Origin of the sequence: Streptomyces sp. NPDC001544, from assembly GCF_042894285.1 — a bacterium.
Lineage (GTDB): Bacteria > Actinomycetota > Actinomycetes > Streptomycetales > Streptomycetaceae > Streptomyces.
This window is the reverse complement of the sequence record NZ_JBIAVN010000019.1, coordinates 19,406-44,966: the sequence shown is the minus strand read 5'-3', so window position 1 is coordinate 44,966 and position 25,561 is coordinate 19,406. Positions and strand designations below refer to the sequence as shown.

Annotated in this window: 28 protein-coding genes and 1 tRNA gene; 7 read left to right on the top strand and 22 right to left on the bottom strand. The window is 71.3% G+C overall.

Annotated elements, in window-relative coordinates; translation table 11 throughout:
- Positions 1 to 16: 16 nt before the first annotated feature.
- The 6 genes from ACFY0F_RS33305 to ACFY0F_RS33280 form a co-directional block, all read right to left on the bottom strand.
- Positions 17 to 574: a SigE family RNA polymerase sigma factor gene (locus ACFY0F_RS33305; protein WP_388802799.1), complete on the bottom strand. Its 558-nt coding sequence runs from the start codon at positions 572 to 574 to the stop codon at positions 17 to 19.
- Positions 575 to 720: 146 nt separating this feature from the next.
- Positions 721 to 1,887: a lipid-transfer protein gene (locus tag ACFY0F_RS33300; RefSeq protein WP_388802796.1), complete on the bottom strand. Its 1,167-nt coding sequence runs from the start codon at positions 1,885 to 1,887 to the stop codon at positions 721 to 723.
- Entirely contained in the window at positions 1,884 to 2,384 is a 501-nt protein-coding gene (locus ACFY0F_RS33295) for a MaoC/PaaZ C-terminal domain-containing protein (protein ID WP_388802793.1), read from the bottom strand. The genes ACFY0F_RS33300 and ACFY0F_RS33295 overlap by 4 nt, the downstream gene beginning before the upstream one ends.
- Before the next feature lie 3 nt (positions 2,385 to 2,387).
- Positions 2,388 to 3,422, bottom strand: coding sequence for an acyl-CoA dehydrogenase family protein (locus ACFY0F_RS33290; protein WP_388802790.1), 1,035 nt, complete (start codon positions 3,420 to 3,422; stop codon positions 2,388 to 2,390).
- A 1-nt stretch (position 3,423) separates the two neighbouring features.
- Positions 3,424 to 4,362 carry a bifunctional MaoC family dehydratase N-terminal/OB-fold nucleic acid binding domain-containing protein gene (locus ACFY0F_RS33285; RefSeq protein WP_388802787.1) on the bottom strand — a complete coding sequence of 313 codons (939 nt, stop codon included), beginning with the start codon at positions 4,360 to 4,362 and terminating at the stop codon, positions 3,424 to 3,426.
- Entirely contained in the window at positions 4,359 to 5,522 is a 1,164-nt protein-coding gene (locus ACFY0F_RS33280; protein ID WP_388802783.1) for an acyl-CoA dehydrogenase family protein, read from the bottom strand. The genes ACFY0F_RS33285 and ACFY0F_RS33280 overlap by 4 nt, the downstream gene beginning before the upstream one ends.
- A 672-nt stretch (positions 5,523 to 6,194) precedes the next feature.
- On the opposite strand from ACFY0F_RS33280, the gene ACFY0F_RS33275 reads away from it, so the two are divergent.
- A complete protein-coding gene (locus ACFY0F_RS33275) occupies positions 6,195 to 7,061 on the top strand; it encodes a bifunctional DNA primase/polymerase (RefSeq protein WP_388802780.1) in 867 nt (288 codons plus the stop codon).
- Between the two features lie 43 nt (positions 7,062 to 7,104).
- Entirely contained in the window at positions 7,105 to 7,536 is a 432-nt protein-coding gene (locus ACFY0F_RS33270; protein ID WP_388802777.1) for a hypothetical protein, read from the top strand.
- 189 nt (positions 7,537 to 7,725) lie between these two features.
- On the opposite strand, the gene ACFY0F_RS33265 is transcribed toward ACFY0F_RS33270, so the two are convergent.
- The 11 genes from ACFY0F_RS33265 to ACFY0F_RS33215 form a co-directional block, all read right to left on the bottom strand.
- The gene (locus tag ACFY0F_RS33265; protein WP_388802775.1) at positions 7,726 to 8,904 is read right to left on the bottom strand and encodes a tyrosine-type recombinase/integrase; all 1,179 of its coding nucleotides are present in this window, start codon (positions 8,902 to 8,904) and stop codon (positions 7,726 to 7,728) included.
- Positions 8,904 to 9,113, bottom strand: coding sequence for a helix-turn-helix domain-containing protein (locus tag ACFY0F_RS33260; protein WP_388803047.1), 210 nt, complete (start codon positions 9,111 to 9,113; stop codon positions 8,904 to 8,906). Before ACFY0F_RS33260 ends, ACFY0F_RS33265 begins: the two co-directional genes overlap by 1 nt.
- Before the next feature lie 2 nt (positions 9,114 to 9,115).
- Positions 9,116 to 10,504, bottom strand: a complete 1,389-nt coding sequence (repSA, locus tag ACFY0F_RS33255; protein WP_388802773.1) for a replication initiator protein RepSA — start codon at positions 10,502 to 10,504, stop codon at positions 9,116 to 9,118.
- A 7-nt stretch (positions 10,505 to 10,511) separates the two neighbouring features.
- Positions 10,512 to 10,694, bottom strand: a complete 183-nt coding sequence (locus ACFY0F_RS33250; protein ID WP_388802771.1) for a hypothetical protein — start codon at positions 10,692 to 10,694, stop codon at positions 10,512 to 10,514.
- 92 nt (positions 10,695 to 10,786) lie between these two features.
- Positions 10,787 to 11,332, bottom strand: coding sequence for a GGDEF domain-containing protein (locus tag ACFY0F_RS33245; protein ID WP_388802769.1), 546 nt, complete (start codon positions 11,330 to 11,332; stop codon positions 10,787 to 10,789).
- Positions 11,333 to 11,336: 4 nt separating this feature from the next.
- Positions 11,337 to 11,645, bottom strand: coding sequence for a SpdD protein (locus ACFY0F_RS33240; RefSeq protein WP_388802767.1), 309 nt, complete (start codon positions 11,643 to 11,645; stop codon positions 11,337 to 11,339).
- A 16-nt stretch (positions 11,646 to 11,661) separates the two neighbouring features.
- Positions 11,662 to 11,850, bottom strand: a complete 189-nt coding sequence (locus ACFY0F_RS33235) for a mobile element transfer protein (protein ID WP_388802766.1) — start codon at positions 11,848 to 11,850, stop codon at positions 11,662 to 11,664.
- A 1-nt stretch (position 11,851) separates the two neighbouring features.
- On the bottom strand, positions 11,852 to 12,034 hold the full coding sequence (locus tag ACFY0F_RS33230; RefSeq protein WP_388802764.1) for a hypothetical protein: 183 nt from the start codon (positions 12,032 to 12,034) through the stop codon (positions 11,852 to 11,854).
- Between the two features lie 20 nt (positions 12,035 to 12,054).
- Entirely contained in the window at positions 12,055 to 12,726 is a 672-nt protein-coding gene (locus ACFY0F_RS33225; RefSeq protein ID WP_388802762.1) for a DUF2637 domain-containing protein, read from the bottom strand.
- Positions 12,727 to 12,739: 13 nt separating this feature from the next.
- Complete coding sequence (locus ACFY0F_RS33220; RefSeq protein ID WP_388802760.1) at positions 12,740 to 14,080, bottom strand: FtsK/SpoIIIE domain-containing protein; 1,341 nt, start codon at positions 14,078 to 14,080, stop codon at positions 12,740 to 12,742.
- A gap of 2 nt (positions 14,081 to 14,082) precedes the next feature.
- A complete protein-coding gene (locus tag ACFY0F_RS33215; RefSeq protein ID WP_388802758.1) occupies positions 14,083 to 14,412 on the bottom strand; it encodes a hypothetical protein in 330 nt (109 codons plus the stop codon).
- A gap of 189 nt (positions 14,413 to 14,601) precedes the next feature.
- Between ACFY0F_RS33215 and ACFY0F_RS33210 the strand changes: the two genes are divergently transcribed.
- Positions 14,602 to 15,360, top strand: a complete 759-nt coding sequence (locus tag ACFY0F_RS33210; protein ID WP_388802755.1) for a GntR family transcriptional regulator — start codon at positions 14,602 to 14,604, stop codon at positions 15,358 to 15,360.
- On the opposite strand, the gene ACFY0F_RS33205 is transcribed toward ACFY0F_RS33210, so the two are convergent.
- From ACFY0F_RS33205 to ACFY0F_RS33195, 3 genes are all read right to left on the bottom strand, one after another.
- Complete coding sequence (locus ACFY0F_RS33205) at positions 15,361 to 16,053, bottom strand: nuclease-related domain-containing protein (RefSeq protein ID WP_388802752.1); 693 nt, start codon at positions 16,051 to 16,053, stop codon at positions 15,361 to 15,363.
- A 1,266-nt stretch (positions 16,054 to 17,319) separates the two neighbouring features.
- Positions 17,320 to 17,406: transfer RNA gene (locus ACFY0F_RS33200), tRNA-Ser, on the bottom strand.
- A gap of 63 nt (positions 17,407 to 17,469) precedes the next feature.
- Positions 17,470 to 18,975: a S1C family serine protease gene (locus ACFY0F_RS33195; protein WP_388802749.1), complete on the bottom strand. Its 1,506-nt coding sequence runs from the start codon at positions 18,973 to 18,975 to the stop codon at positions 17,470 to 17,472.
- A gap of 270 nt (positions 18,976 to 19,245) precedes the next feature.
- Here ACFY0F_RS33195 and ACFY0F_RS33190 point away from each other — a divergent pair, with 270 nt between their 5' ends.
- The 3 genes from ACFY0F_RS33190 (at position 19,246) to ACFY0F_RS33180 (ending at position 21,921) form a co-directional block, all read left to right on the top strand.
- Positions 19,246 to 20,079, top strand: a complete 834-nt coding sequence (locus ACFY0F_RS33190; protein ID WP_388802746.1) for a glycerophosphodiester phosphodiesterase — start codon at positions 19,246 to 19,248, stop codon at positions 20,077 to 20,079.
- 110 nt (positions 20,080 to 20,189) lie between these two features.
- Positions 20,190 to 20,831, top strand: coding sequence for an ATP-binding protein (locus ACFY0F_RS33185; protein WP_388802744.1), 642 nt, complete (start codon positions 20,190 to 20,192; stop codon positions 20,829 to 20,831).
- Between the two features lie 124 nt (positions 20,832 to 20,955).
- Entirely contained in the window at positions 20,956 to 21,921 is a 966-nt protein-coding gene (locus ACFY0F_RS33180; protein WP_388802741.1) for a DUF5926 family protein, read from the top strand.
- 244 nt (positions 21,922 to 22,165) lie between these two features.
- On the opposite strand, the gene ACFY0F_RS33175 is transcribed toward ACFY0F_RS33180, so the two are convergent.
- Together ACFY0F_RS33175 and ACFY0F_RS33170 are read right to left on the bottom strand one after the other, a co-directional pair.
- Complete coding sequence (locus tag ACFY0F_RS33175; RefSeq protein ID WP_388802738.1) at positions 22,166 to 22,735, bottom strand: hypothetical protein; 570 nt, start codon at positions 22,733 to 22,735, stop codon at positions 22,166 to 22,168.
- 57 nt (positions 22,736 to 22,792) lie between these two features.
- Positions 22,793 to 23,458 carry a bifunctional DNA primase/polymerase gene (locus ACFY0F_RS33170; protein WP_388802735.1) on the bottom strand — a complete coding sequence of 222 codons (666 nt, stop codon included), beginning with the start codon at positions 23,456 to 23,458 and terminating at the stop codon, positions 22,793 to 22,795.
- 608 nt (positions 23,459 to 24,066) lie between these two features.
- Between ACFY0F_RS33170 and ACFY0F_RS33165 the strand changes: the two genes are divergently transcribed.
- Positions 24,067 to 25,515, top strand: a complete 1,449-nt coding sequence (locus ACFY0F_RS33165) for a PP2C family protein-serine/threonine phosphatase (protein WP_388802732.1) — start codon at positions 24,067 to 24,069, stop codon at positions 25,513 to 25,515.
- The last annotated feature ends 46 nt before the right edge of the window (positions 25,516 to 25,561 follow it).

The following is a 25,561-nucleotide window of genomic DNA, read 5'->3' as shown; positions in this document are numbered from 1 at the left end:
ATGTCCGCGACGGGCCCTAGCGGACGAGCCCGAGCTCGGGGTCCTCCCGCAGTTTGCCGAGCGCCCGGGACACGGCCGACTTCACCGTGCCGACGGACACCCCGAGGACCTCGGCGGTCTGAGCCTCGCTCAGGTCCTCGTAGTACCTGAGAACCACCATCGCCCGCTGCCGGGCGGGCAGCTTCCCGATCGCCCGCCACATCGCGTCGTGCAGCGCCTGCCGCTCGGCCGGGTCATCCCCGCCGGGCACCGGCTCCGGCTCCGGCAGCTCCTCGCACACGAACTCGTCCACCTTGCGCTTGCGCCACTGCGAGGTGCGCGTGTTCAGCAGCGCCCGGCGGACATAGCCGTCCAGCGCGCGCTGGTCCTCGATCCGCTCCCACGCCACGTACGTCTTCGCGAGCGCGGTCTGCAGCAGGTCCTCGGCGTCGCTCGGGTTCGCGGTCAGTGACCGGGCGGTACGCAACAGCACCGGCTGGCGGGCCCTGACGTACGACGAGAACGACGGGTAGGGCCGGGTCTGCCTCGCTGGTGCAGCGACGGCCGACGCGCTGGTGCAGACGGGTGTGGTCATGGCTCCACGCTATGAGCGGCCCCGTTGCCGCGGATCGGCCCCAGGTCCATAAGCGGGGTCCCCCTCAGGTTGTAGGGGTGGTGCCCGCCCCACCTCCTGAGGGTGGACGGGTGACCCCTTCGTACTACGGGTTCACCCGTCCGGGTTCAGTCGTCCGCCGCCAGGACCAGCCCCGACGTCGGCACCCCCGTCCCCGCGGTCACCAGGACCCGGGCCGCCCCCGGTATCCGGTTGACCGCCGTACCCCGCAGCTGGCGCACGCCCTCCGCCACGCCGTTCATCCCGTGCAGGTAGGCCTCCCCCAGCTGACCCCCGTGGGTGTTGAGCGGCAGCTCCTGCCCGGCCACGAAGTCCGCCGCCTCCCCCCTGCCGCAGAACCCGAACTCCTCCAGCTGCATCAGCACGAAGGGGGTGAAGTGGTCGTACAGGATCCCCACGTCGATGTCCGCCGGAGCGAGCCCCGAGGTCCGCCACAGCTGCCGGGCCACCACGCCCATCTCCGGCAGGCCGGTGAGGTCGTCCCGGTAGAAGCTGGTCATCTGCTCCTGCGCCCGGCCCGCGCCCTGGGCGGCAGCCGCGATCACGGCGGGCGCGTGCGGCAGGTCACGGGCCCGCTCCACGGACGTCACCACCAGCGCCTGCCCGCCGTCCGTCTCCTGGCAGCAGTCCAGCAGCCGCAGCGGCTCCGCGATCCAGCGCGAGGCGGCGTGGTCGGCGAGCGTGATCGGGCGGCCGTGGAAGTACGCCGCCGGGTTGGTCGCCGCCCACCGGCGGTCGACGACGGCCACCTGCCCGAAGGCCTCGGGCGTCAGCCCGTGGGTGTGCAGATAGCGCTGGGCCGCCATCGCCACCCAGGAGGCCGGGGTGAGCAGGCCGAACGGCAGTGTCCAGCCGAGCGCCACGCCCTCCGCCGACGGCTCCCGGTGCTGCACCCCCGAGCCGAAGCGGCGCCCCGAGCGCTCGTTGAAGGCCCGGTAGCAGACCACGACCTCGGCCACCCCGGTGGCGACGGCGAGCGCCGCCTGCTGGACGGTCGCGCAGGCCGCCCCGCCGCCGTAGTGGACGCGGGAGAAGAAGGACAGCTCGCCCATCCCGCAGGCCTGGGCCACGGTGATCTCCGGGCTGGTGTCCATGGTGAACGTCACCATCCCGTCCACGTCGCCCGGCGTCAGCCCGGCGTCGTCCAGCGCGGCCCGCACCGCCTCCACCGCCAGCCTGAGCTCGCTGCGCCCCGAGTCCTTGGAGAACTCCGTCGCCCCGATGCCGACGATCGCCGCCCGCCCGCCCAGGCCGTCCCGCGTACGCACACTCATGCCGTACGCTCCGGCGCGCCGGAGGGCGTACGATCCGGCGCGCCCGCGTCCGTACGATCCGGCGCGCCCGCATCCGTACGATCCGGCGGCCCCACCTCCGTACCCTCCACCGGCACCGTGACCGTGACCGTGCCGGTCACATGGCGGCCCATGCCGTTCTCGCCGACGACCCGGACCGTGGCCGTGGCACCGTCCACCTCCTCCACCGTGCCGGACAGCACCATGGTGTCCCCGGGGTAGTTCGGCGCCCCGAGCCGGATGGCCACCTTGTGGAGCACGGCCGCGGGACCGAAGTGGTCCGTGATGTACCTGCCGACCAGGCCGTTGGTCGTCAGGATGTTCATGAAGACGTCCGGGGATCCCCGGCGCCGCGCCAGCTCGGGATCGTGGTGCACGTCCTGGTAGTCCCGCGACGCGATCGCACCGGCCACGATCAGCGTCCGGGTGATCGGGATCTCCAGCGGCGGCAGTTTCGCGCCGGGCCTCACCTCCGTCATGCCTCACTCCCCACTCGCGATCAACTCCCCCAGTTCCTGCAGCACTTCGCCGCCGCACCCCAGATACGCGTCCAGCTGCCGCCCCCACAGGAAGTGCCGGTGGACCGGGTGGCCGAGATCGGCTCCCGCGCCGCCGTGCAGATGCTGGCCGGTGTGCACGACGCGCTGCCCCGCCTCGGACGCCCACCAGGCGGCGGTCAGCGCGTGCGTGGCGTACGGCAGCCCGGCGTCCCGGCGCCAGGCCGCCTCGTACGCCGTCACCCGTATCGCCTCGGTGTCCATGTACGCGTCGGCGGCCTTGAGCTGCACGGCCTGCCGGGTGGCGAGCGGGCGCCCGAACTGCTCCCGGGTGCCCACGTGCGCTACGGCCCGGGCGAGGGACCCCGCGCACACGCCCGCCTGGAGACCGGCGAACGCGGTACGGGCGGTGGCCAGCACGTCCCCGTACGCCCCCGGGCCGCCGAGCCGCTCGGCACGGGCCCCGTGGAGCGTGAGCCGCCCCGCCGACCAGGGGGCGGTCAGCTCGACCGGCGTGACCTCGGTGCCCTCCGCGAGCGGCACCAGCCACAGCCGGTGGTCCCCGTCGGCGACCAGGGCGTGCGTGGCGTCCCGCAGCCAGGGGACGACGGGGACGACGCCGGTCAGCTCGGCCGGCCCGCCCCGCGGGGAGACCCGTACACCCCCCTGTGCCGGAAACGCCCCGCTCACCACCACCGACCCGTCCCGGATCCCCGGCAGCAGCCGCTCCCGCTGCTCCGGCGTGCCGTGGGCGGTGAGCGCCAGCAGTCCGTACACGCAGCCGGTCGCATACGGCACCTGGGCCGTCGTGCGTCCCTGCTCCTCCAGCAGCAGCACGAGGCCGAGCAGGCCGAGTTCCTCAACGGCGCCGACCAGTCCCGCGCCGCACAGGGCCTTCCACAACTCGGGGTCGCTGCCGGTACCGGTGGCCGCCAGCCGCTCGTGCGTGGCCAGGTCGCCGAAGATCCGCGCGGCCAGTTCACGGGCGGCGGCCTGCGTCTCGGTGGGCGTGAAGTCCATGTCAGGCCTCGCTCTCGCCGGCCCGGAACACCGGCAGGACCAGCACGCCCCCGTCGTCCTCGTACCGCCGGAAGCCGACCCGGACCGGGAGCCCGATGCGCACCTTGTCGTACGGCACCCCCACCACGTCGGCCACCATCCGCACGCCCTCCGCCAGCTCGATCAGGCCGACCGCGTACGGAGGGTCGAAGGCGGGGAAGGGCGGGTGATGCATCACGACGTACGAATAGACCGTGCCCTCACCGCTCGCCTCGACCGTGTCCCAGTCCGGACAGCCGCAGGCGTTGCAGCCCGGCAGCCAGGGGTGGCGCAGGGTGCCGCATCCGGTGCAGCGCTGGATGAGCAGCCGGTGGTCGGCGACGCCCTCCCAGAAGCCGGCGTTGTCGCGGTTGACCACCGGGCGTGGGCGGCGGGCCCCCGGTTTCCCGGGAGGTTTCCGCCGGGCCGGCGCGTACTTGAGGATGCGGAAGCGGTGCGTGCCCACCAGATCACCGGCCACGCGCACGTTCGTCCGGGTCGTGACGAAGTACCCGGTGCCCAGCTTCGTCGTCTTCCGTGCCGACACCGTCTCGATGACCGTGTCGAAGGTGACCTCGTCCCCCGGCCGTAGAGGCCTGAGATACTCCTGCTCGCAGTCGGTGGCGACCACCGACGTACAGCCCGCCTCGTCCAGCAGGCCGAGCAGCTCGTCGTACGCGTCCGTGCGTCCCTCGTGGCCCGAGAGACCGCCCATGATCCACACCTGGAGCATGGAGGGCGGGGCGACGGCGTCCGGACCGGTGTACGCGGGGCTGGTGTCGCCCATCGCCTCGCACCAGTGCCGGATCATCGGCGTGTTGACCGGGTCCTTGCCCACCGTGGCCACGGCGGCCGCGCGCCCCTCGTACGTCCTGAGCCGCTTCTCCAGCCCGGCGCCCGGCTCCCCGGCCGGCGCGCTCACCGCCGTCCCCTCGTCATCCCGAGCCGCATCGTCGCGACGATCTCCCGCTGCACCTCGCTCACCCCGCCCCCGAACGTGTTGATCTGCGCCGCCCTGTTCAGCCGTTCCAGCTCGCCGTCCCCGAAAGCCCCGGGGGAACCGGACCGGACGAGTCCCGTCTCGCCCACGATGTGCTGACACATGCGATACGTCGCGACAGCCGATTCCGTTCCGGCGAACTTCACCCCACTGGCGTCGCCAGGGGCCGGCCGGCCGGCCCCCACATCGGCCACCAGACGCCAGCTGAGCAGGCGCGATGCCGCCAGCCGGGCATGCGCCTCGGCCAGCCGGAAAAGAATCCACGGCTCGTCAATGCGACGCCTGCCCGTCACCGGATCGGGGGTACGGGCGGCGGCCAGCGCGGCCGCGAGGTACTCCTCGGCCTGCATCCCGGTCGCGGCGAGGGCGACCCGCTCGTGATTGAGCTGGTTGGTGATCAGCGACCAGCCGTCGTTCTCGGCACCGACCAGGCTGCCGGCGGGGACCCGGACCCCGTCGTAATAGGTGGCGGTCGTCGTCTGACCGCCCACCGTCTCGATCGGCGTCCAGGAGAAACCCGGCGCGTCGGTGGGCACGAGGAGCAGGGAGATGCCCCGGTGCCTGGGCGCCTCCGGGTCGGTGCGGCAGGCCAGCCAGATCCAGTCGGCGTGCTGGGCGCCCGAGGTGAAGACCTTCTGCCCGTCGATCAGCCAGCCGTCGCCCTCCCGCACGGCCCTGGTCCGCAGCGAGGCCAGATCCGTCCCGGCGGACGGCTCGCTGTAGCCGATCGCGAAGACCAGCTCGCCGCGCAGGATCCGGGGCAGGAAGTGGGCCTTCTGCTCCTCGCTGCCGTACTTCATCAGCGTGGGCCCGACCGTGTTCAGCGTGACCATGGAGACGGGGGCGCCCGCCCGGTACGCCTCGTCGAAGAACACGAACTGCTCGTCCGCGCCCCGGCCCTGGCCGCCGTACTCGACCGGCCAGCCGAGCCCCAGCCAGCCGTCGGCGCCGATACGGCGCAGCAGCGTGCGCCGCTCACGGGGGTCCGCTTCGCCGGGCGGCCCCTCGGGCAGCAAGGCCCGGAAGTAGGCGCGCAGTTCGGCGCGCAGCCGCTGCTGGCGCTCGGTGGGGGCGAGGTGCACGGCAGGGCCTCCCGACCTCGGACGAGCCTCGTGACGGTTTCTGACTGTCCGTCAGATACGGTCGGGTGTCAAGGTCGTCAGGACGATCGCCCCGATGGCCGCGCCCCTGGCCGTCCGGATGGCCGCCCGGACGGCCGCCCGGACGAGGACAGACATCTGCGCGGCGGCACCGAGGTACCGCCGCGCAGATGTGTCAGTGATCCATCGAACGCCCACCACGGGGGATTTCGGCCCCCGCGTCGACAGTCCGGGCTCACTCCAGCCGGGCGAAGCGGACGACGGCACTCTCCTTGCCTCCCGCCGGCGGGCAGTGGAAGCGGAGTGCCCGTCCCGGGCGGTGCCGCTCCGGCGCCGGAGGCCGGAGCCGACCGCCTTCCGTTGCGTGGCGGACGAGTTGAACACGGGCGGTACGGATGATCGCCATGCGACTCCTCCAGAACGAGTGCGTGCTGAACAACTGCGTGAACTTCGGTGCGCGATGCTCGAATCCAGAGTTGCCCACGAAATCCCCTCCAACTACCCCGGAAGCCACTATTCGCACGCAAGCGTGACGACAGGCCGATAAACCTCGTTCCGGCGACTTCCTGACCGCCCCCTCCCGCACGGCGGCCCACCCGGCCGAGCCACACCACCCCTCTTCCCTTTTTCGAACGCACGTACGAACATGGAGGCATGGCCACCACCGATCGGCAGGCCACGACGCTGGCCCTCGCGCACGCCCTGTCAGCCGCCGAACGCGGCCTGGCCGTCATCCCCCTGTCCCGGACGAAACTCCCGGCCCTGCGCTCCCCCCACCGCGACGACCCCGCCACCCCCGCCTGCCACGGCGAGTGCGGCCGCCCCGGCCACGGCGTGTACGACGCCTCGACCGACCCGGCACGCATCCGCGAACTGTTCGCCGCCGCCCCCTGGACCACCGGTTACGGCATCGCCTGCGGCCTGCCCCCGCACCACCTGATCGGCGTCGACCTCGACACCAAGTCGGGCACGGACTCCTCGGCGGCCCTGCGCGAACTGGCGCTGCGCCACCTGTTCACGATCCCGGAGACGGTCGTCGTCCTCACCCCGAGCGGCGGCCGCCATCTCTGGCTGACCGGCCCGCCCGACGTCGTCGTCCCCAACTCCGCCGGGCGCCTGGCCCCCGGCATCGACATCCGCGGCGCCGGCGGCTACCTCGTCGGCCCCGGCTCCCGCACCGACCACGGCCACTACTCCACCGCCCCCGGCACCGCCCACCTCACCCCCGCCGCCTGCCCACCCGCCCTGCTCCGCCTGCTCCTCCCGCCGCCGCGCACCCCGCACCCCACCGCGCCGTCCACCGGGCACCACGGCCAGGGCCTGGTCCAGTTCGTCCTCGCCGCCCACGAGGGCCAGCGCAACACCCGCCTCTTCTGGGCCGCCTGCCGCGCCTACGAGAACGGCATCGGCCCCGCCCTCGTCGCCCCACTGGTCGACGCGGCCCTCCACACGGGCCTGTCCGAACGCGAGGCCCGCGCGACGATCGCCTCGGCGGCCCGGATGACCGGCCACCGCCCATGAAAACCACGGGCGCCCTCGCCCCCCGCGTTCCTAGGGTTGGCCCATGCCCCTCACCCGCGTCGCCCTCACTTCCGGCCGCTCGATCGACCTCATGGACCTGCAGCTGTCGGCGACCTATGGCGGCTTCCTGGAGGGCTACCCGTGCGAGCGCGTCAACGAGATGAGGATCAGGGGCCTGCTGCGGTCGGCGGAATCCGGGCACCGCGCCGCCCCGGTCCACCTCGTCCCGCCACCCCGCGAACGCCCCGCAGGGGAGTCGGGCCCCTTCGGCCCCGTCGAGATGCTCGCGCCCGTCGCCTGCGTCGGCGCATTCCGCTCCACAGCCCTCGACCCGGACCACGATCCGGTGCTGTACCGCTCCACCCTCACCGTCGTCTGGTTCCAGCCGACCCCCCAGGCCCCGACCGGACACGAGGCGGACCGGGGCCTGCGCGACCTCGCCTGGGAGGAACTCGCCCGGGACGAGGAACTCTGACCACGAGGTCGGCCCCCGACCGGACAACCGGTCAGGCATGCGAACGGCCCCCGACCCATATCCAGGTCAGGGGCCGTTCTCACTGCTCACCACGCGGAGGCGGTGGGATTTGAACCCACGGTGACATCGCTGCCACGACGGTTTTCAAGACCTTTCTACGCTCACGGCCGTTGACCGCTGCATCGCAGGTCAGACGCGTGCCAGCACGCCCGCAGAGCCGTCTTCGTCGTCATCGTGCCCCCTACGTGCCCCATCGGCGTCGTCGTGCCCGCTGAACCACGCGTCGGAGGCCTCGGCCACCTGGTCGTCGCGGCCAGCGACCGGCCGGGCGTAGTGCCGGGTCGTCACGCTCGCGTTCGAGTGCCCGAGCCGGTGAGCGGCCGTCATGACGCCGTACCGGTCGGCGACCCACGTCCCGTGCGAGGCCCGAAGGTCGTGCGGAGTCAGGTCGGTGAGCCCGGCCGCCGAGACCGCAGGGTCAAAGTACGCCTTGCGCCACTGGTTGTAGCGCAGCGGCTTGCCCGCGGGCGTGGTGAACAGCAGCTCGTCCGCTCCGCCCGGCAGGACCTCGAGGTAGACCCCGAGCCGTTTCGCCAGCGAGGGCGCCAGCCGCAGACGCCGCTTCTGATGAGACTTCGGAGTGTCGAAGACCAGGGTGCCGTTCGCTTCGGCCAGGTTCTCGTCGACCAGGAGGAAACCGCCGGCCGCGTCCACGTCCGAGCGCCGAAGCGCGAACGCCTCACCCACGCGCAGGCCCGCGAAGGCGAGAAGCGCGATCAGCAGATCGTGCGGCTTCTCGGCGTGACGCACGATGCGCGAGGCTTCGACCGGCGTGACGATGTGCGGCTCGGTCTGCGGCATACGCGGCAGCCGTACGCCACGGCACGGAGTCTGCGCGATCAGGTCGTTGTCCACGGCCGACGCCATGATCTGCGACAGCACTCGGTACGCCTGGCGGATACGCGAGGCACTGAGCCCCTCAGTGCGCATCGTGGCCACCCACTCAGTGACCGTGATCGGCCGCAGGCTCGACAGCTCGCGGTCCCCGAGCACCGGATTGATCCGCGAGTTGATCAGCGATCGGTACGAGGCCTGTGTCTTGTGCTTGAGCTGCGGAGCGACGGCAGCCAGCCAGCGCGCGGCCCAGTCCCGCACGGTTGTCTGCCCCTCGGCGGGGTCGAGCCAGCGGCCTTCTTCGATCTCGATGCGCTTGCGCATGAGCCACCGGTCGGCGTCCGTCGTGGTGGCGAACGTCCGATCCGCAGGCCGCAGCACGCCGTCAGGCCCCGGGTACCGAGCCTGGAAGCGGCCGGACGGGAGCTTGCGCACGCGGCCGAACGTGCGGCGAGACCTACGCTTCGGGGCCATCAGGCAGCACCCCTCAGCCCCACCGGACGCAGGACGATCGGTTCCACGGTGTTGGCAGCCACGAACGCCTTCACCGCTTCCTCGGGGATGCGTACGTGACGGCCGACCTTCACGAAGGTGATCCGCCGCTCCTCGATGAGTCGGCGAGGGAACCGCACGCCCGTGCCGAGACGTTCGGCGACTTCCTGAACGGTGAGCAGCCGATCCATGGTCACCAGTCCTCCCCTTCCGAGCGCATATCGGCGAGCACTTCACGCGCGATCTCACGGCTTGCTTGCAGGTCCCGGCGGATGTTCGCGGCGAGCCAGGATTCGCCGGGTGTGTGGCCATGGCCGGCGTAGGTCCAGTGGGCGAGGGTGAGCGTGGTCGCTTCCTCGTCGTCCGGGTCGGGCAGGCCGAGCGCGGCCCGCTGCTGGGCGGCGCGGTAGTCGGCGCGAACCTGGCGGAGGGCGCCGAGCGTGGTGGAGTAGCGACGGGACTTGGTGGAGAAGTGGCCGCGGAAGCCGAGCATGTGGGCCCAGTCGCGCAGCTTGCGGTCCGGGTAGAGCGGGTGCAGGTCGAGGCAGGCCTCGATGAGCCGGGCCGGGTGATCGGGGACGTCGAGCAGGGCCAGGGCCTCTTTGTTGCCGATACGGCGGTCGACGGTGCCGGTGGTCTCGGCAGCTTTGGTGGCGTACTTGGCCACGTAGGAGGCGACGGCCTGCTCGGTGATCTCTTCGCCCTGGCCGAAGGCGCCGATGGGCTGCACGTCGAGCTGGGCGCCCCAGCGCAGGGTGCGGGTGGGCTGGTCGCCGGACGGAGGTACGTCGACCGCGACGCGGGCGGCGGCAGCGTGGATCGAGTCGGTGAGCAGGTCGAGGGTGGCCCAGGCCGGGGGCGGGCTGTCGGGCCCGTCCAGTCCGTCGAAGCGGATCACGGCATGGAAGTGCACGGCGCCACGCTTCTGGTACTCGGCAACCTTGCCGAAGGAAACCCGTGACTGTTCGTGGGCGGCTTTTTGCGTGAGCCCGGCCCGGCGGGCGATCTCGCGCCGCAGGTAGATCGTGAAGTAGCGCCACAGGTCAGAGGCGTGGTTGTTCCACAGCACGGCGCCCGCGTAGTCGTAGCCGTCCGGGTCGAGCGGGGTGCCCAGCTCCGGGGCGTCCTCGGCGTGGCGGGTGCCGCAGCGGCACGGCCGGTTGCCCGGCCGGTTGTGGACCGGGCCGAACGAGGGCGCGGTGAGGGTGGCGAAGACGCGGGGGTGGTCGCGGATCGTCTCGGGGGTGCCCTTGCCCGGGTCGCCGACAAGGCCGGCGCGGATGAGGTGGTAGGTGTCGCCCGCGTAGGTCCAGGCGCAGGACGGGCAGCGGGAGGCCCGGCGGTTGCCGCAGGCGAGCCGGAGGACGCCGCCGGGCTCGTGGTCGGTCGAGTACGAGTGCAGGACGTGCCCGGTGGCCGCCTCGCGGGTGACAGTCGAGCCTTGCAGGCGGATCGGGTCGGTGCAGCCGCCGGTGCGGCGGATCTGTTCTTGGATGCGGTCGAAGCCGGTGGACCCGGCCAGCCTCAGCACGTCGGCGAGGGTGGCCGGGTCCAGGCCCGCCATGGTGGCGGTGTCGGTCACGTGTGCTTCACCTACCGGCGCGGGCGAGCTGGGCGGCCGGGAGCTGGTGGCCGGTGCCCTTGCAGGTCTGGCAGGTGACGCGGATGGTCACGCGGGAGCCGTCGCGGTGGCGGGTGCCGGTGCTGATCGCGGCGGCGGCGAAACCGTCGCAGTCGCGGCAGATCCGCCGGTGCGAGGTGTGCTGGGGCATGATGGATCTCCCTTTCGGGTCCGTTGGATTTTGAAGGGGTCAGGCGCCCGGAGCGGAAGAAACTTGGCGGTTGAGGCCGCTCCGGGGGCCGCTTAGCGTGTGTTGCGCCTGCCGTGGCCCTTGGCCACGTACATCGCGGAGTCGGCAGCGGACAGAGCGTCGGTGAGGGTCGGCACCGGCAGCTGCTCGCGGTGACACTGACCGACCGAGGCCGAGACCGGCAGAGCACAGTCGTTGTGGTCGACGGGGAGGTCCAAGGCGGTCTGCAGGGCCTGAAGGCCGGGGGTGCGGTCGGGGTGAGCGACGATGGCGGCGAACTCGTCTCCGCCGAGGCGGGCGGCGATGCCGTGGCGTCCGCACCAGTCGCTCAGTCGGCGGGCGGTCGCGGTGAGCACCGTGTCTCCGGCGGCGTGGCCGTGGGTGTCGTTGATTGCCTTGAAGTCGTCCAGGTCGACCAGGATCACCAGGGCGCCGGGGTGCTTGGCCAGCAGATGTTCAGCGCGGGCGGTCCATCCGGCGCGGGTGTGCAGGCCGGTCAGGGGGTCGCGGCGGGCGGTGGCCAGGCGGCGCAGGAGCACCCCGCCGTGGAAGGCCCAGCCCAGGGCCGGTAAGCCTGCGGCGATCACGTTCGTGTCCATCCGGTCACCGCCCCTTCTGGAGGTCCTTGGCGAGGAGGCGGAGGACGATGGCAACCACGGCCACGGAGACGCCGGTGATGGCGACCGCGAGGAGCATGGAGACCAGGACCGCGCCGACGACGAGGATCACGGCGGTGCCGCCGCCGACGAGGGCGAGCGCGGTGCCGGGGGTGAGCTGAACGGTGGGCCGGTTCGGCGCCGAGGCAACCGGGGCCGGGGTCGGCGGTGTGGTAGCCGGGGCGTTGTCGGTCGTGGGTACCGAGGCGGTGGCCGCCGGGGCGGTGTCCTGGGGCGGGTACTTCGGGGTGAACACGGGATCGTTCCTCCTGTCAGGGGTTGCAGCGGTGAGTACGGGCGGCGAGTTCGGCGGCGGCACGGTCGGCGTAGTCGGTGGAGAAGCCGCAGCCGGGGGCGTTGCAGGCGGCGGTGTGGCGGGTGCGGCCCCGGCCGTCGTGGTAGGTGCCGACGGTGACCGGGCCGAAGCGGCGCACGTCGCGGAAGCGGCGGTAGGCGGTCATGTCAGCTCTCCCGCCTCAGGCTGTGGCCGGGGAACTCGTCGAGGATGCGGGCCGCCTCGTTCGGGTCCGGGGTACGGTCGGCGGCTTCCTCAGCGAGCATCCGGGCCAGGGCCGGGCGGCCGGAGTCGGCCATCTCGCGAGCCGCGGCCAAGTAGTCGGCAGCGCGGTTGAAGGTCTGTGGCATGAGCTGTTCTCCCTTCACTGTCAGGCGAGTTGGAGTTGAGCGGCGATCGCCTGGCAGGTCGGGGCGGGCAGACCGAGCCGGGCGGTGAGCGCGTCGGCGGTGATCTGCTCGCCCGTGCTGTTGCGGTGTGCGTCGGCGATCGAGCGGGCGTGGTCGAGCAGGGCCGGGGGAACACCCGGGGTGCCGGCGGGAGGCTTGACGGGTGCCGAGGTCAGTTCCGCCGGGACCGGGGATGGGGCCGCCGGTTCGGGTGCGTCGGTACGGTGCACCTCGACTTCCGGCGCCGCCGGTTCTTCGTCTGCTTCCGGTTCCGGCTCCGAGACGACCGGGGCGGGAGCGGGGGCGTGGACGAGGAGGGTTCCGCCGAGGAAGGCGAGGGCGGGCCATCCGGCGACGAGGATGCGCAGCCAGGCAGGAACGTGGTGCAGGTCGAGCAGCCCGGCCGTGGCGACGTTGGCGCCGAGGGAGGCTGTCAGAGCGATGGCGAACCAGGTCCAGGACGACCGGTCCCGGGCGGCGCGCAGCCGACGCCAGGCGGCGACCAGCAGCAGGTCGACCGAGACCGGGTAGGCCCAGGCTTTCCATCCGGACTGCCCGGCCGCCGACGCCAGGTCGTGCAGGTGCGCGAAGGACAGGGCACCAGCGATCACGGCCTGGACGAGGACGGCATCAGGGCGGATCAGGCGGCTCACACAGATCGCCCCCTCATTCCGTGACCGGCAGCGGCATGACCAGCGACCGCCCGGACGCGGGAGCGTCGGCGGGCACGTGCGGCCGGTACGGGTCGAGGGCGGGCAGGTCGGGGACGAGGTGGGCGAACTCTCGGCAGGCCGCCACGGCCTCATCGCGGGAGGTGTGCGGGGTGCGGATCTTCGACCAGCCGCCAGAGGAGTCGGCGGCGACGGCCGTTCCGGGGCGCTCCGCCGGGATCAGACCGGCAGCCATGACCGCGTCCGGGGCCACGTCGGCGAGTCCCATTTCGGCGGTCTGCTTGTCGTTGACCCGGTGGACCACGCGGCCGGTGAGCTGGGCACGCAGCATGGTCGCGCCCTTGCCCAGCTCGGAGCCGAAGCGCTGCCCGCACACCTCCAGGCAGATCCCGACCGCGCGGGCCATCTGCGCGAGCCGGATCAAGGCGGTGACGATCCGCTCACGGCGTTCCTCGTCCTTCTTGGAGGAGATGAGGAAGAGTTCGGCGACCTCGTCGACCAGGACGACGACCGGCACCGGCCGTATCTCCTCGGGCAGGTCCCACATGTCGGAGACGCCGTGATGGCTCAGCAGGTCGAAGCGGGATTCCATCTCGCCCACCAGCACCTCCAGGAGCGAGGCGGAGTCGTCTGGTGCGGTGGCCAGGGCCGACAGGCGGGGCGCGTACGCGGTCTGTTCCACGCCCCGCTTGCAGTCGATCCCGACCAGGGCCACCGGCAACTGCGCCAGTCCCTTGATCAGGTTCCGCTGATAGACGGACTTGCCCGAGTTGTTGGCGCCCAGCGTCAGCGCCATAGGCACCTTGCGGTAGTCGCGGACGAAGGCGGTCCCGTCCTCCCTCAGCGCCACCGGCACGGACAGGCCCTCAGGGCGAGCCCCGCGGGGAAGCCGGACCCGGCGGAGCACGTCATAGCCGGTCATGCGCAACTCGACGTATCCCGGCTTGGTCTCGACGATGGTCACCGAGTGCACGCCCCAGGCGTGACGCAGCCGCTCGGAGGCGGCCATCAGGTCGGCCGGTTCCAGTCCGGCGGGCAGCCGCAGGGTCACCCGCAGCCCGGTCGAGGTGCCCCGGACCCGGCGGATCTTCGGCGGGATCGGCAGCACCTCGCGACGGGCCACGTTCCGCGTGAGGAACGCCCGCAGACGCGACGGCTGCACCGTCAGCCCGCACACGTCCATCGTCGAGCGGTACGTGAAGGTGAACCGGCCCCAGGTGACCGGCAGTCCGACCAGCGACCAGTACACGCGCGGAGCGCGGACCTTCGCATAACCGAGACCGCCAGCGCTCGCGAGGGCGCCCGTGGTCTCCAGCACCATGGACAGGTCGCTCATGGTCAGGCCGCCGAGGTGATCGCGGCTGCGCGGAACGAGATGCCATGGCGCTTCTGGCCGTTGAACTCGTTTTCCCAGTCACGGGCCTTGAGGCCGATGACCTTCACCGGCATGCCCGGGGCCAGGCCCTCCGGGTAACCGGTCTCCGGGATGGTGACCTGGTAGAGGTTGCCCTCTCCCTCGTCGGAGACCAGCAGGCCCACCGTCGACAGCGGCGCCCCGGTTTCCCGGTCCATCGCCCGCTCACCCGTCTTGGCGTTGGCCAGCTTCGGCGTCGGCGCGGTCGCCACGAACACCACAGCAGTCGACGTGTCGATCTTGAACGACGGCATACAGCACTCCCTGGCTCTCGGAGGTCACTCGGTGCGACCTCTCTAGACATCTCCAACTGTGGGATGCGTCTCTAGAGATGTCAAGGGTGATGTCTAGAGATGTTGAGGCCGACGGATAGCGGCTACACGCAGAGGGCGAGTGCCGTACCTATGGCCTAGGCTGTCTAGAGAAGAGAGGAGGGTTCAGAAATGGCCAACACCGACGACGACCGTCGGCCGAAGTACCAGCGGATCGCGGACTCCCTACGCGAGGCGATCCAGGCGGGCGAGTACGGTCCCGGTGATCGGCTTCCGGGAGAAAACGAGCTGATGGCCGCGCATGGCGTGGCCCGCATGACGGCCCGACAGGCGTTGAGTGTGCTCCGCGACGAAGGCGTCGCCGAGGCCCGCAAGGGCGCAGGCGTGTTCGTACGAGCGTTCCGCCCGCTTCGACGCCGAGGTATCCAACGACTTTCCCAGCAGCAGTGGGGCAGTGGCCGTTCCATCTGGTCCGCGGACATCGAAAACCGTGCACTCGAGGTGGACCAGGTCACCGTGTCGGAGGAGGAAGCCCCCGACCACATCAGCGCGGTCTTGGACCTGGCCGACGGGGAGACCGTGTGCGTGAGGCGCCGGCGCTTCGTTCTGGATGGGAAGCCCGTTCTGCTAGCGACGAGTTATCTGCCCACCTCTGTGGTCGCCGGGTCGGCGATCACCCAGGAGAACACCGGCCCCGGCGGAACGTACGCCAGGCTTGCCGAACTCGGCTACAAGCCAGTGCACTTTCGCGAGGAGATCCGCTCGCGCATGCCGTCGAAGGCCGAGGCGGCGCAGTTGAGCATCTCCTCGGGTACGCCGGTCATCCTCATCTGCCGCACCGCTTTCGCGGACGAAGGCCGCCCCGTCGAGATCAACGAAATGACGCTGGACGCTGCCTCGTACATCCTGGAGTACGACTTCGACGCGTGATCAACCGGCCCAGGTCTGAGCCCTCCGCGCCACACCGTAGATGTGAGCCACCTGGTCGGTGGAGAGCGTCGGTGAGAGACCCGACAGAACCTGGTCAAGCTGTTCGACAGCCAGGACGAGTACCGGAGGGTTCGCCCCCTTGACGGTCAGTTTCGACGCGTGCGCGACGGAGATCACCGGGCGGACGGGAACGTCGACTCCGCAGCACTGAGACAGGATGCGGGACACACGGCGCGCTTCAGACTGACTGATTGCGATGTGGCGGGTGGGTGCTCCGTTGACCGTGATGGCACTGTCGCCGTACCAAACCGCCTTACCTCGGTGCCGCTTGGAGTTGATGGTGAAGACGCCAGCGGGGCCGATGGTGAGGTGATCTATGTCCGCGCCGCTCGCCCACTGGATGGCGTGGAGGGTGAACCAGCCACGGCCCCGGAGTCTGCTCAGCTTCCGCGCGGTGAGCTGTTCGCCTTTGAGTCCATCCGCCCAACTCCGGATCTCCGAACCAGGCCGCCAACGGTCGACCAGCCGAAGTACTCGATTCGGCTGCAACTCGTGGATCTTCCGGCGCACCGCGTCGCCCGGCCGGTTCCGCGCCAAGTCATCCGGTAACGGCTGCACCTTGCCCCCTCTTGTGTGCCATCGCCGCCAGATCACCACGGAGGCATGACCAGCGCCAAGACCCGTATTGGCCATGAGCTGTTACAGGTTTCTCTACCTCATCAAGTGCCCGCGCGAGGCGCGGGCTGGCCCCTGGGGCGGCCCCCACACGCCTACGGCGCAGGGGCCGCCCCTGGGGCCGCAGCGAGCTACGGCCCAAACGTCGAGAACCGCATAGCGCGGCACAGGTCAAGACATGCCTCCGGCGGGGGCGCTCGGGCTCCGAGATGGAGGGGGCGCCGTTCGCGAGTGCCGGCCGAATGTGGCGTGCGCGGGGAGCTCCCATCCCGTCTGCCGTCGACCCAGGCAGAGCCGAGCAGACGCGGCCCATGGCGTCCAGGTCGTTCGTACAGTGGCGCGCTCCACCTGGACGCCATGAACCACGCCCGCTCCACGGTGTGTGGGTCGACGGCAGACGGGATGGGAGCTGGGGTGAGATGTGGCTGAGGGAGGGGGATAGGTGCGGAAATCGTCCCCTAAACGGGCGCCCACAGGGCCGCCCCCATTTTTCCGCTGAACTGCCAGACAGACCATGAACGCGTCGGCCATACTGCCTTCGGGTCCAAGTCCCTCTCTTGTGCACCAAGTTGCTTACTGGCAAGAGAAGGGAACATCCATGCGCTCTGCGCGAATGTGGTGGCGCCTCTGGGAGGCGCTTAGATCCAGGGGGGCAGAGGTTGGGGGACACCTCGCCAAAGCCTTCGGAGCAGTGCTCGCGTGGTTCCGGTCTCTTAAGACCAGCGACCGCGTGCAGTGCTGGTTCCACCAGGTGTCGGTCCAGGTAGTTGGCGCTACCACTTCCGCAGTCCTGGTCTGGGCACTGACACGCGGTCGCTAACCCACAGGGGCGGCCCCTCGCTCCGCCGGCCAGTGTGGCGCGGGGGGCTCGTCCTCACGATGGTCGCCGGGCAAGTGAAGCCCGACCCCACCTAAATGCACCCGGGGGTGCATTCTGACGTGACACGAGATTAGCGCGCACCAAATGTGCGCGCACGCCGTTTCGCAGACTTAGTCGCAGACTTAGTTGGCAACTAACCCCCTCGCTAAGCCGATAATCATTGAGTGTACAAGTGTGCACTAAAATGGTGAGGGGCAAAGTTCGAGCGGGCAAGAATGACACCGAAGCGCACCGCTCCAGCGAAGCCCCTCCAAGGGAAGCCGCGTCAGTCTTGCGAACCGTGCCCCGCGCGTGCCCGATCGAGCGGGAACCCACGGGGAACACCGGGCAGCCATGGTAGCCGGGCACGAGGACGGCCCCCGACCATGTCACCAGGTCAGGGGCCGTTCTCACTGCTCATCGCGCGGAGGCGGTGGGATTTGAACCCACGGTGACATCGCTGCCACGACGGTTTTCAAGACCGTTCCCTTCGGCCGCTCGGGCACGCCTCCCCGCGCCGCGCGAGATCGGCGGCGCGGGGACAAGAGTAACCGGTGGGCACGCGCGGGTGGGTGTCAGTTGTCGCCCACTCGGGAGCCGAGGGTCAGATCGGCCGTGTGCTCCTTGCCGTCGCGCTTGTAGGTGATCGTGACCTTGTCGCCGGGCTTGTGGGTCCAGATCTCGCCGATCAGGGTCGGGCCGGAGTCGATCACGGTGTCGTCGAGCTTGGTGATGACGTCGCCGGGCTTGAGGCCGGCCTTGTCCGCGGGGCCGCCCGACTCGACCGCGGCGGCGCCGCCGGTGCCCTGGTCGGTGATCTTCGCGCCGCCCGTGCTGTCCTCCAGGGAGACGGACGCGCCGATCTTGGCGTACACCGGCTTGCCGTTCTTGATCAGCTGCTGGGCGACGTACTTGGCCTGGTTGATCGGAATGGCGAAACCGAGGCCGATCGAGCCGGACTGGCCGGAGCCGCCCAGGCCGCCTCCGCTGCTGCTGGACTGGATCGCGGAGTTGATGCCGATCACCGCGCCGGAGGCGTCCAGAAGGGGGCCGCCGGAGTTGCCGGGGTTGATGGAGGCGTCCGTCTGGAGGGCGTTCATGTAGGACGCCTTGCTGGTGGAGCTGCCGTCACTGGAGGCCACCGGACGGTTCTTGGCGCTGATGATGCCCGTCGTGACCGTGTTGGACAGGCCGAAGGGGGCGCCGATCGCGATCGTCTCGTCGCCGACGGCCACCTTGTCGGAGTCGCCGAGAGCGAGCGGGTTGAGGCCGGAGGGGGCGTTCTTGAGCTTGATGACCGCCACGTCGTAGCCCTGGGCGTGGCCCACGACCTCCGCGTCGTACTTCTTGCCGTTCGGGAAGGTGGCGGTGAGCTTGCCGCCGTCCACCGCGTCCGCCACCACGTGGTTGTTGGTGACGATGTGGCCCTGCTTGTCGAAGACGAACCCGGTGCCCGTGCCGCCCTCGCCGCTGGTGCTCTCCGCCTCGATGGTGACCGTGCTGGGCAGCGCCCTCGCGGCGACGTTCGCGACCGTGCCGGGGGCCCGCTTGACCTGGGAGGCGCTGCTGGAGGCGGAGACGGTGGTGGAGCCGCTGTCGTCGTTGTTCTTGGCCAGGGTGTAGCCGAGGCCGCCGCCCAGGCCGCCCGCGACCAGCGCGGCCACCAGGACCGCGGCGACCAGGCCGCCACGCCCGCGGCCGGACTTCGGGGCGGGCTGCTGGTACGAGGAGCCCCAGCCCGGGCCTCCGCCTTCCCCGCCGTAGCCGGCACCGCCGTAACCCGCGCCCGCGCCGCCGTCGGCGTACGAGGGCGTCCCGGGGGGCGGGGGCGGCCAGGAGCCGGCGGGCGCGGAGCCGGGCGCCGGGCCGGAGGCGTACGGTCCCTGCGCGGCGCCGTGGGGCGGCTGCGCGGGGTTCTGCTCCGGTGTGCCGGCGGCACCCTGGGGCATGGGCGGCAGCGGAGTCGTCGGCGCGCCGCCTTCGGGCGCGGCTGTCGGCCGGGAAGCACCGGGAGCCGCCGTCGGCACTGGAGGTGCGGACGGGGCAGGGGGTACCGCGGTGCCCTCGTTCTCGGTGCTCACAGCTTCTCTCCTCGATCCACGGCTGTTTGTCTCGGTCGCACTCGGTCACGCTCGTTCACGCTCGTCGTCGACCCGGCGCGCTGGCAGCTGTGCATGTGCTTTCCGTATGTCTCAGCTTTTCCCACGGGCCGTCAGAGCACCATAAGCGGTGACTGTGGGTCCACGGCTATTCCTTATATCCGACATTAGGAACAGAACGGCCGCATCCCCGGAACATCTCAGGGGGTTCTCAGATACGTGCGTACCCCTTGGCGGTGGCACCATGACGCGGTGACCCACGCACGACAGCACCACATCCAGGTGGTCGCCCACCGGGGGGCCTCCGAGGACGCGCCCGAGCACACCCTCGCCGCCTACCGGAAGGCGATCGAGGACGGCGCGGACGCCCTCGAATGCGACGTCCGGCTGACCGCGGACGGCCACCTGGTGTGCGTCCACGACCGGCGCGTCAACCGTACGTCCAACGGGCGCGGGGCGGTGTCGGCCCTGGAGCTCGCCGATCTGGCCGCCCTGGACTTCGGCTCGCGCAAGACCCGTGACAGCTGGCGCGGCCGCGACGAGGAACCCGACTGGGAGCACCGTCCCGAGGACCGCGAGGAGACCTCCGTACTGACTCTGGAGCGGCTGCTGGAGCTGGTCGCGGACGCCGGGCGGCGGGTGGAGCTGGCCATCGAGACCAAGCACCCCACCCGCTGGGCGGGACAGGTCGAGGAGCGGCTGCTGCTGCTCCTGAAGCGGTTCGGTCTGGACGCACCGAGGTCGGCGGCCGCCTCCCCGGTGCGGATCATGAGCTTCTCCGCGCGTTCGCTGCACCGGGTGCGGGCGGCCTCGCCGATGCTGCCGACCGTGTACCTGATGCAGTTCGTCTCGCCGCGGCTGCGCGACGGGCGGCTTCCCGCGGGCGTCCGGATCGCGGGCCCCTCGATCCGGATCGTCCGCAACCACCCGGCGTACATCGAGCGGCTGAAGGCGGCCGGACACCAGGTGCACGTGTGGACGGTGAACGAGCCGGAGGACGTCGACCTCTGCGTCGAGCTGGGCGTGGACGCGATCATCACCAACCGCCCGCTCGCGGTGCTGCACCGGCTCGGTCGAAGGTCTTGACCAATGTCACACCGGTGAAGCATCCTCCCTTCTCGGCCACACCGAACAAATCCAGCCACACCCTTACAGGGAGTGCTCCGGCGCGTTCGATCCGTATTCGATCGTGACGAATGCGTCACCGGAAGAGGATTGGCCGGTTTCCGGTACAGGCCAATGGGGCATCCACACCGTGGCGTGGGGCGAAGGAGGTCTCGGGGGTGGCGTTGGTGGTGGCACAGGAGGTGCCCACGTCGTCGAGCATGGCCGTACCCCATGGCCCTGCGGGCGTGGGGAAGGCCAGGCACCGGATGCGCGCACAGCTGCGCAGCGGTGGGGTGTCGGAATCGGTCATCGACGATGCCGTGCTGATTCTTTCCGAACTTTTGAGCAACGCCTGCAAGCACGGCCGTCCGCTCGGTGACGCCGCCGTCGGCGACGGTGACGTACGGGCGGCATGGCAGCTGGATCCGCGCGGCCGGCTGATCGTGGAGGTCACGGACGGCGGCGGTCCGACCCGCCCGGCTCCGTCGACCCCGTCGGTGACCGCGCACGGCGGCCGCGGGCTGAACATCATCACCGCGCTGGCCGACGACTGGGGCGTACGGGACGACGCCCGGGGCGAGGTCACCGTCTGGGTGGTGGTCCACGACGACGTGCACGCCCAGGCCCGCGGACATCGCCGCGACGACTTCGCCTCACGGGTGACGGCCCCTCCGGTCTCGGCGCTCGCCGGCGAACTGGACTTCACGGACGCCTTCACCGACCTGGACTGAACCGCCCGCGACCGTCCCACCAGTTGACTTCGTGCCCGCGTCGTCCACAGGTTCCCGTCGGCGGCAGCGGCAGCGGCTAGGCTCGCGGCAGTACGAGACGAGCCGTAACCGGGAGACACGCACGATGGCCAAGAAGCGACCCCAGACGAAGGCCAAGCGGCCGCAGCTCACGGACGGACAGATCCCGGTCGTCGGCGCCCGCGAGCCCTGCCCGTGCGGCAGCGGCCGCCGTTACAAGGCCTGCCACGGCCGGGCCGCCTCGCACGCCGCGACCGAGCTGGTGCAGCGGCCCTTCGAGGGGCTGCCGGGCGAGTGCGACTGGGTGGCGCTGCGCGAACTGGTGCCGGCCGCCACGGTCGGACTGACGCTGAAGGACGGCCTGCCCGAGGGCGTCCCGTCCGTCACGCTCGCCACGGTGCTGCCGATGGCCTGGCCGGCTCTTCGCCGCGACGACGGCTCGGTCCTGCTCGGCCTGCAGAACGACACGCCGTCCGGTGACATCAGCCGGGACCTCGCCGACACCCTCCAGCGCGCGCTCACCGCCGAGCCGGGAACCCCGGTGCAGGGGCGGCGCGCCCCGGCCGACGGTCCGCGGCTGCAGGACCTGATCGATCCCGAAGGCGCGTTCGAGCCAGTGGTGCACAGCGGGTTCGAGTTCTGGGTGCCGGACTCGGAGAACGCCACGCCCGAGGTGACCGCCTCGCTCGAGCGGGCCAACGCCGCCGCCATCCCCACGGTGAAGCTGGCCGGTGTGGACGCCGCGTACTGGTGCGAGACGCCGGAGAAGAACCATCTGCGCTGGGTCATGCCGCACCCGGAGGAGCAGCTTCTGGACGCTCTCGCCCGGCTGCACGCGGCGGGCCGCTCGAGCCTCGGGGAAGGCACCCGGCTGGTCGGTTCCTTCCGTGCTCACGGGCTCACCGTGCCGGTCTGGGACCTGCCAAGCGGGGTCACCGCGGAGGATGTGGAGAAGCCGGCCGCCGAGTTCGCCGAGCGTCTCACCGCCGCCCTGGCCTCGGACGCGCCGCTCACCGTGGACGAGCGCCGGGCGCGCGGCGGACTCACCAACCGGCAGGTCACGCTCAGCTGACGGACAGGCGACGCACGGGCCGCGGCTGGTCGTCCGGACCGCCGCGGTCAGGTCGTCCGGACAGGTGACTCCTGTCACAACTCCCCGATGTGACAAGCAAATCCGTGTCCGAATAGCCGAGATCGAATTTGCGAACCGGCGATCTCTTGTTACCGTTCCAGTAGCCCGGTTGCTGGTGCATCCCCCGTCGCCAGCAACCGGGTCTTTCCATGTCCGCCCCCGGTGTACGGAACGCTTCCGTCCGTCAACTGCCCGCGGATACCTCGGAGTTGCTCCCGGAGCGGAGCAGCAGTGGTCCGGCCCCTCCGTCACCGTCCCGTGCGGCGAACTCCGTGACCGCCGTGTAGGCGTCCGGTCCGCCGCGGCTGCGCTCCCTGGGTGTCTCGCACGTGCCGGGCTCGTCGTCGGCGCCCACGGCGCAGCGCATCTGCACCGTGCGTCCGCCCGGCCCCATGAAGCTCAGGACGGCGTCGAGCGCCCGGCCGGTGGCGTTGCGGTAGTAGGTGCGCGCCCAGGTCCGAGGTCCCTGCGTCAGGACGCAGGTCTGGGCCTCGACTCCGTCGGGCGAGGTGAGTTCGGGACCGCAACGGGCGGCGGTGGCCAGTCCCAGCCCCAGCAGCAGGGGAGAGCCGGAGGGGGCGGGCACGGCGGAGTGGTCCTTGGCGTCGGCGCGCGGAACCGTGCCCCCGGCGCGCCCGGGCGTACGTACGGCCGAGCGCCCCGCGTCGCCCACCTGCCCCGCGGACGCCACGGTCAGCGGCAGCGCGACCGCGCACACCGCGACGCCCGCTAGGGCGAGCAGACGAACGTTCATGAACAGGAAAGATAAGACCAAAGGCACGTGCCAGGGCCCGTGCGCGCCCGACACCCCCTACAACTCGGGTGCGCTCACACCCGTACGAGTGAGGGCGTCGACCACGGCGTCCACCACGGCCTCCACGTCGGGCACCCATGGCGAGGCCGAGCCGGGCAACGGGGCGCGCTCCCAGCGGATGTCGCCCTGGCCGGTCCCGGAAGGGGGCAGGGCGAGGTAGCCGCCCTCGCCGTGGAAGCGGAGGGACCCGGGGACGAAGTCCTTGGCGTACAGCAGTTCGCCCAACTGCTCCATGGAGTAGGGCTTGACCAGCAGTGACCAGCGCGTGGGCGAGGCGATCACCGGGCCCAGCCGCATGCCGGACCGGTCGAGGGCGTCGAGGGCACGGGCCGCGGCGGCGGCCGGCAGGCTGACCGCGCAGGGCGCCTTGCCCCCGGTCGCGAGGAGGATGGGGGCGCCCGGCCGGTTGGTCCACCACCAGCGCACCATGCGCTCGTCGGTGGTGGCCGCGAGCAGTCCCGGGTCGAAGGGATGCGCACCGGGCACCGTGCACTCGGGGTCGGAGCAGGTACAGCGGGGCCGTCCCTGCGGATCCGGGGCCACGCCCGGGAGTACGGGCCACTGCCATTCCGTCGCGAAGGTCAGGGCCGCGCTGATCAGCTCGGGCCTCCCGTCGTCCCGCCCGGACAGGAGCCTGCGTCGCCTTCCGAGGATCTCGCGCATGAGCGCTCGTTCCTTTCCGTTGCACCGCTGGCAACACCGTGGATCACATCATGTGTCGATCACTTCACTGTGCGTACCTGTTGGCGCATCACACCCCTGCCGCGGCAAGGGGAACCCCAGGGTGTCGAGCGTTGGCCGCGTCCGCGTCCATACTGCGTCCATCAGAAGAGCACGGCCGATGCGCGGGGGTGGCGAAGACTGGCGTTTTGCCGTCGCACGTATTTCTCTCCGCCTCCGCCACGGGAGGATGGGGCACGGTCGTCGGTGGTTAAGACGCCCGGGTCCGTCGCCAGGTTCCGGGCGGTCCCCAACCACCCCTGGCCTTCTCCGAGTACGTACCCATCACGACCGCTGTGACGCTCCGTGGAGCGAGCCCAGTCGACCGCAATGAACCTTTACCTGAGGCAGTTTTAAGCCAACTTTGTCGTTATGCAAGATGTTGAGCAGGTACCCACAAGACGCCCTCGGACACCAGGAATCCAGGCAGGACAATGCTGGACATCCCCTCACGAGTGCGTGTACATGTGGAGCCACTGCTGGCAGCGCAGAAAGACATGGGGGTTCGCGATGCTTTTGAGCAATACGCACCGGTCTGAAAGCCGGACACCATGAACGCCCCCCACCCTGCGAAAGTGGCCGGAATCGATTCAACGCTTCCCACGCCCGCCCACACTGCCGCACCGGCACCGACGCCCCCAGAAGCCCCGGAAGCCCCACCGGTCACCGCCGCCCCCGCCGCGAACTGCCCGCCCCCGCCGAACGCCGCCCTCGCTCCCGGCGCCCTCCTCCAGGACCGGCTGGCCGGCTGGGTCTCGGACCTCACCACCCTGCACGAGCTCACCGAACGCCTGGCCCGCAGGGACACCCTCGACGCGGCGCTGACCGAACTGCTGCGCGCCGGCGCCGCCCTGGTCGGCGCCCGGCGCGGGCTGCTCGTCCTGGAACCCGGCGACGGCCTCGGCCCGCGCAGGACCATCGGCCTGGGACTGGGCCGGGCCGACCTCGGGCACCTCGAGACCGTGCCGCGCGTCGCCCAGCCCCACGGCGAACTCCTCGACACCGCCGCCGGACTGTCCGGCGGTCGGGGCGAGAGCGTCCGCCCCGACCTGTTCGCCGAGGACGGCCTCGATCCCCGGCACCGCGAGGTGGCCGCCCGCCTCGGCTACGCCGCCAGCTACGCCCTCCCCCTCACCACCCGCACCGCCGGCCGGCTCGGCGCCGCCGTGTGGCTCTACGACGAGCCCGCCGAACCGGAGGAGCGCCGCCGCCACCTGGCCGGCCTGTACGTCCACCAAGCCACCGAGCACCTCGCCCGGCTGCTGGAACTGGAGCGCACGCGCGCGTGCATGGCGACGATCGCCGAGGAACTGCTTCCCTCCCGGCTGCCGCGGGTGGCCGGTGTGCAGCTCGCCGCCCGGCACCGCACCGGCCCGCGCGGCGGCGGCGACTGGTACGACGCGCTGCCGCTGCCCGACGCCGCACTCGGTCTCGCGGTCGGCTCGGTGACCGGCTCCGGGCCCAGCGCGGTCGCCGCCATGGGACGGCTGCGGGCGTCCTTGCGGGCGTACGCGGTGATGGAGGGCGAGGACCCGGTCGCCGTCCTGTCCGACCTCGAACTGCTGCTGCGCCTGACCGAGCCGGCCCGCTCGGCCACCGCCCTGTTCGCCTACTGCGAGCCCGCGCTGCGCAGGGTCACCCTGGCCGGCGCCGGACACAGCCCGCCCCTGCTGATCGGCGAGCGGCGCACCGAGTTCGCGGAGACCTCCGTGTCCGCGCCCCTGGGGATGCTGGCCTGCTGGGAGGCGCCGAGCGCGGAGATCCAGGCGGAGGCCGGGGACACCGTCCTGCTCTACACGGACGGTCTGCTGCACCGCACCGGCGACCCCATGGACCGCGCCTTCGCCCGGCTGCACTCGGCGGCGGCGAGCGCGCCCAGGGCACTGCGCCACGACCCCGGCGCCCTCGCCGACCACGTGCTGCGCACGGTGCTGCCGGACGGACTGGACAGCGCGGACAGTGAGGACGACGTGGTGCTGCTGGCGGCCCGGTTCGACTGACCGGTCAGTCAGAAGGACCTCTCACCCGGTCATGAGCGTTCGCTCC

Excerpts from the sequence above, each read along its gene's own strand:
- ACFY0F_RS33295 (WP_388802793.1), bottom strand. The coding sequence starts at position 2,384 with ATGACGGAGGTGAGGCCCGGCGCGAAACTGCCGCCGCTGGAGATCCCG.
- ACFY0F_RS33250 (WP_388802771.1), bottom strand. The coding sequence starts at position 10,694 with ATGCCCCAGCACACCTCGCACCGGCGGATCTGCCGCGACTGCGACGGT.
- ACFY0F_RS33180 (WP_388802741.1), top strand. The coding sequence starts at position 20,956 with ATGGCCAAGAAGCGACCCCAGACGAAGGCCAAGCGGCCGCAGCTCACG.
- ACFY0F_RS33165 (WP_388802732.1), top strand. The coding sequence starts at position 24,067 with ATGAACGCCCCCCACCCTGCGAAAGTGGCCGGAATCGATTCAACGCTT.
- ACFY0F_RS33220 (WP_388802760.1), bottom strand. The coding sequence starts at position 14,080 with ATGAGCGACCTGTCCATGGTGCTGGAGACCACGGGCGCCCTCGCGAGC.
- ACFY0F_RS33235 (WP_388802766.1), bottom strand. The coding sequence starts at position 11,850 with ATGACCGCCTACCGCCGCTTCCGCGACGTGCGCCGCTTCGGCCCGGTC.
- ACFY0F_RS33260 (WP_388803047.1), bottom strand. The coding sequence starts at position 9,113 with ATGGATCGGCTGCTCACCGTTCAGGAAGTCGCCGAACGTCTCGGCACG.
- ACFY0F_RS33275 (WP_388802780.1), top strand. The coding sequence starts at position 6,195 with ATGGCCACCACCGATCGGCAGGCCACGACGCTGGCCCTCGCGCACGCC.
- ACFY0F_RS33270 (WP_388802777.1), top strand. The coding sequence starts at position 7,105 with ATGCCCCTCACCCGCGTCGCCCTCACTTCCGGCCGCTCGATCGACCTC.
- ACFY0F_RS33230 (WP_388802764.1), bottom strand. The coding sequence starts at position 12,034 with ATGCCACAGACCTTCAACCGCGCTGCCGACTACTTGGCCGCGGCTCGC.
- ACFY0F_RS33185 (WP_388802744.1), top strand. The coding sequence starts at position 20,190 with ATGCGTCACCGGAAGAGGATTGGCCGGTTTCCGGTACAGGCCAATGGG.
- ACFY0F_RS33215 (WP_388802758.1), bottom strand. The coding sequence starts at position 14,412 with ATGCCGTCGTTCAAGATCGACACGTCGACTGCTGTGGTGTTCGTGGCG.
- ACFY0F_RS33175 (WP_388802738.1), bottom strand. The coding sequence starts at position 22,735 with ATGAACGTTCGTCTGCTCGCCCTAGCGGGCGTCGCGGTGTGCGCGGTC.
- ACFY0F_RS33290 (WP_388802790.1), bottom strand. The coding sequence starts at position 3,422 with ATGGACTTCACGCCCACCGAGACGCAGGCCGCCGCCCGTGAACTGGCC.
- ACFY0F_RS33170 (WP_388802735.1), bottom strand. The coding sequence starts at position 23,458 with ATGCGCGAGATCCTCGGAAGGCGACGCAGGCTCCTGTCCGGGCGGGAC.
- ACFY0F_RS33305 (WP_388802799.1), bottom strand. The coding sequence starts at position 574 with ATGACCACACCCGTCTGCACCAGCGCGTCGGCCGTCGCTGCACCAGCG.
- ACFY0F_RS33300 (WP_388802796.1), bottom strand. The coding sequence starts at position 1,887 with ATGAGTGTGCGTACGCGGGACGGCCTGGGCGGGCGGGCGGCGATCGTC.
- ACFY0F_RS33265 (WP_388802775.1), bottom strand. The coding sequence starts at position 8,904 with ATGGCCCCGAAGCGTAGGTCTCGCCGCACGTTCGGCCGCGTGCGCAAG.
- ACFY0F_RS33205 (WP_388802752.1), bottom strand. The coding sequence starts at position 16,053 with ATGGCCAATACGGGTCTTGGCGCTGGTCATGCCTCCGTGGTGATCTGG.
- ACFY0F_RS33210 (WP_388802755.1), top strand. The coding sequence starts at position 14,602 with ATGGCCAACACCGACGACGACCGTCGGCCGAAGTACCAGCGGATCGCG.
- ACFY0F_RS33245 (WP_388802769.1), bottom strand. The coding sequence starts at position 11,332 with ATGGACACGAACGTGATCGCCGCAGGCTTACCGGCCCTGGGCTGGGCC.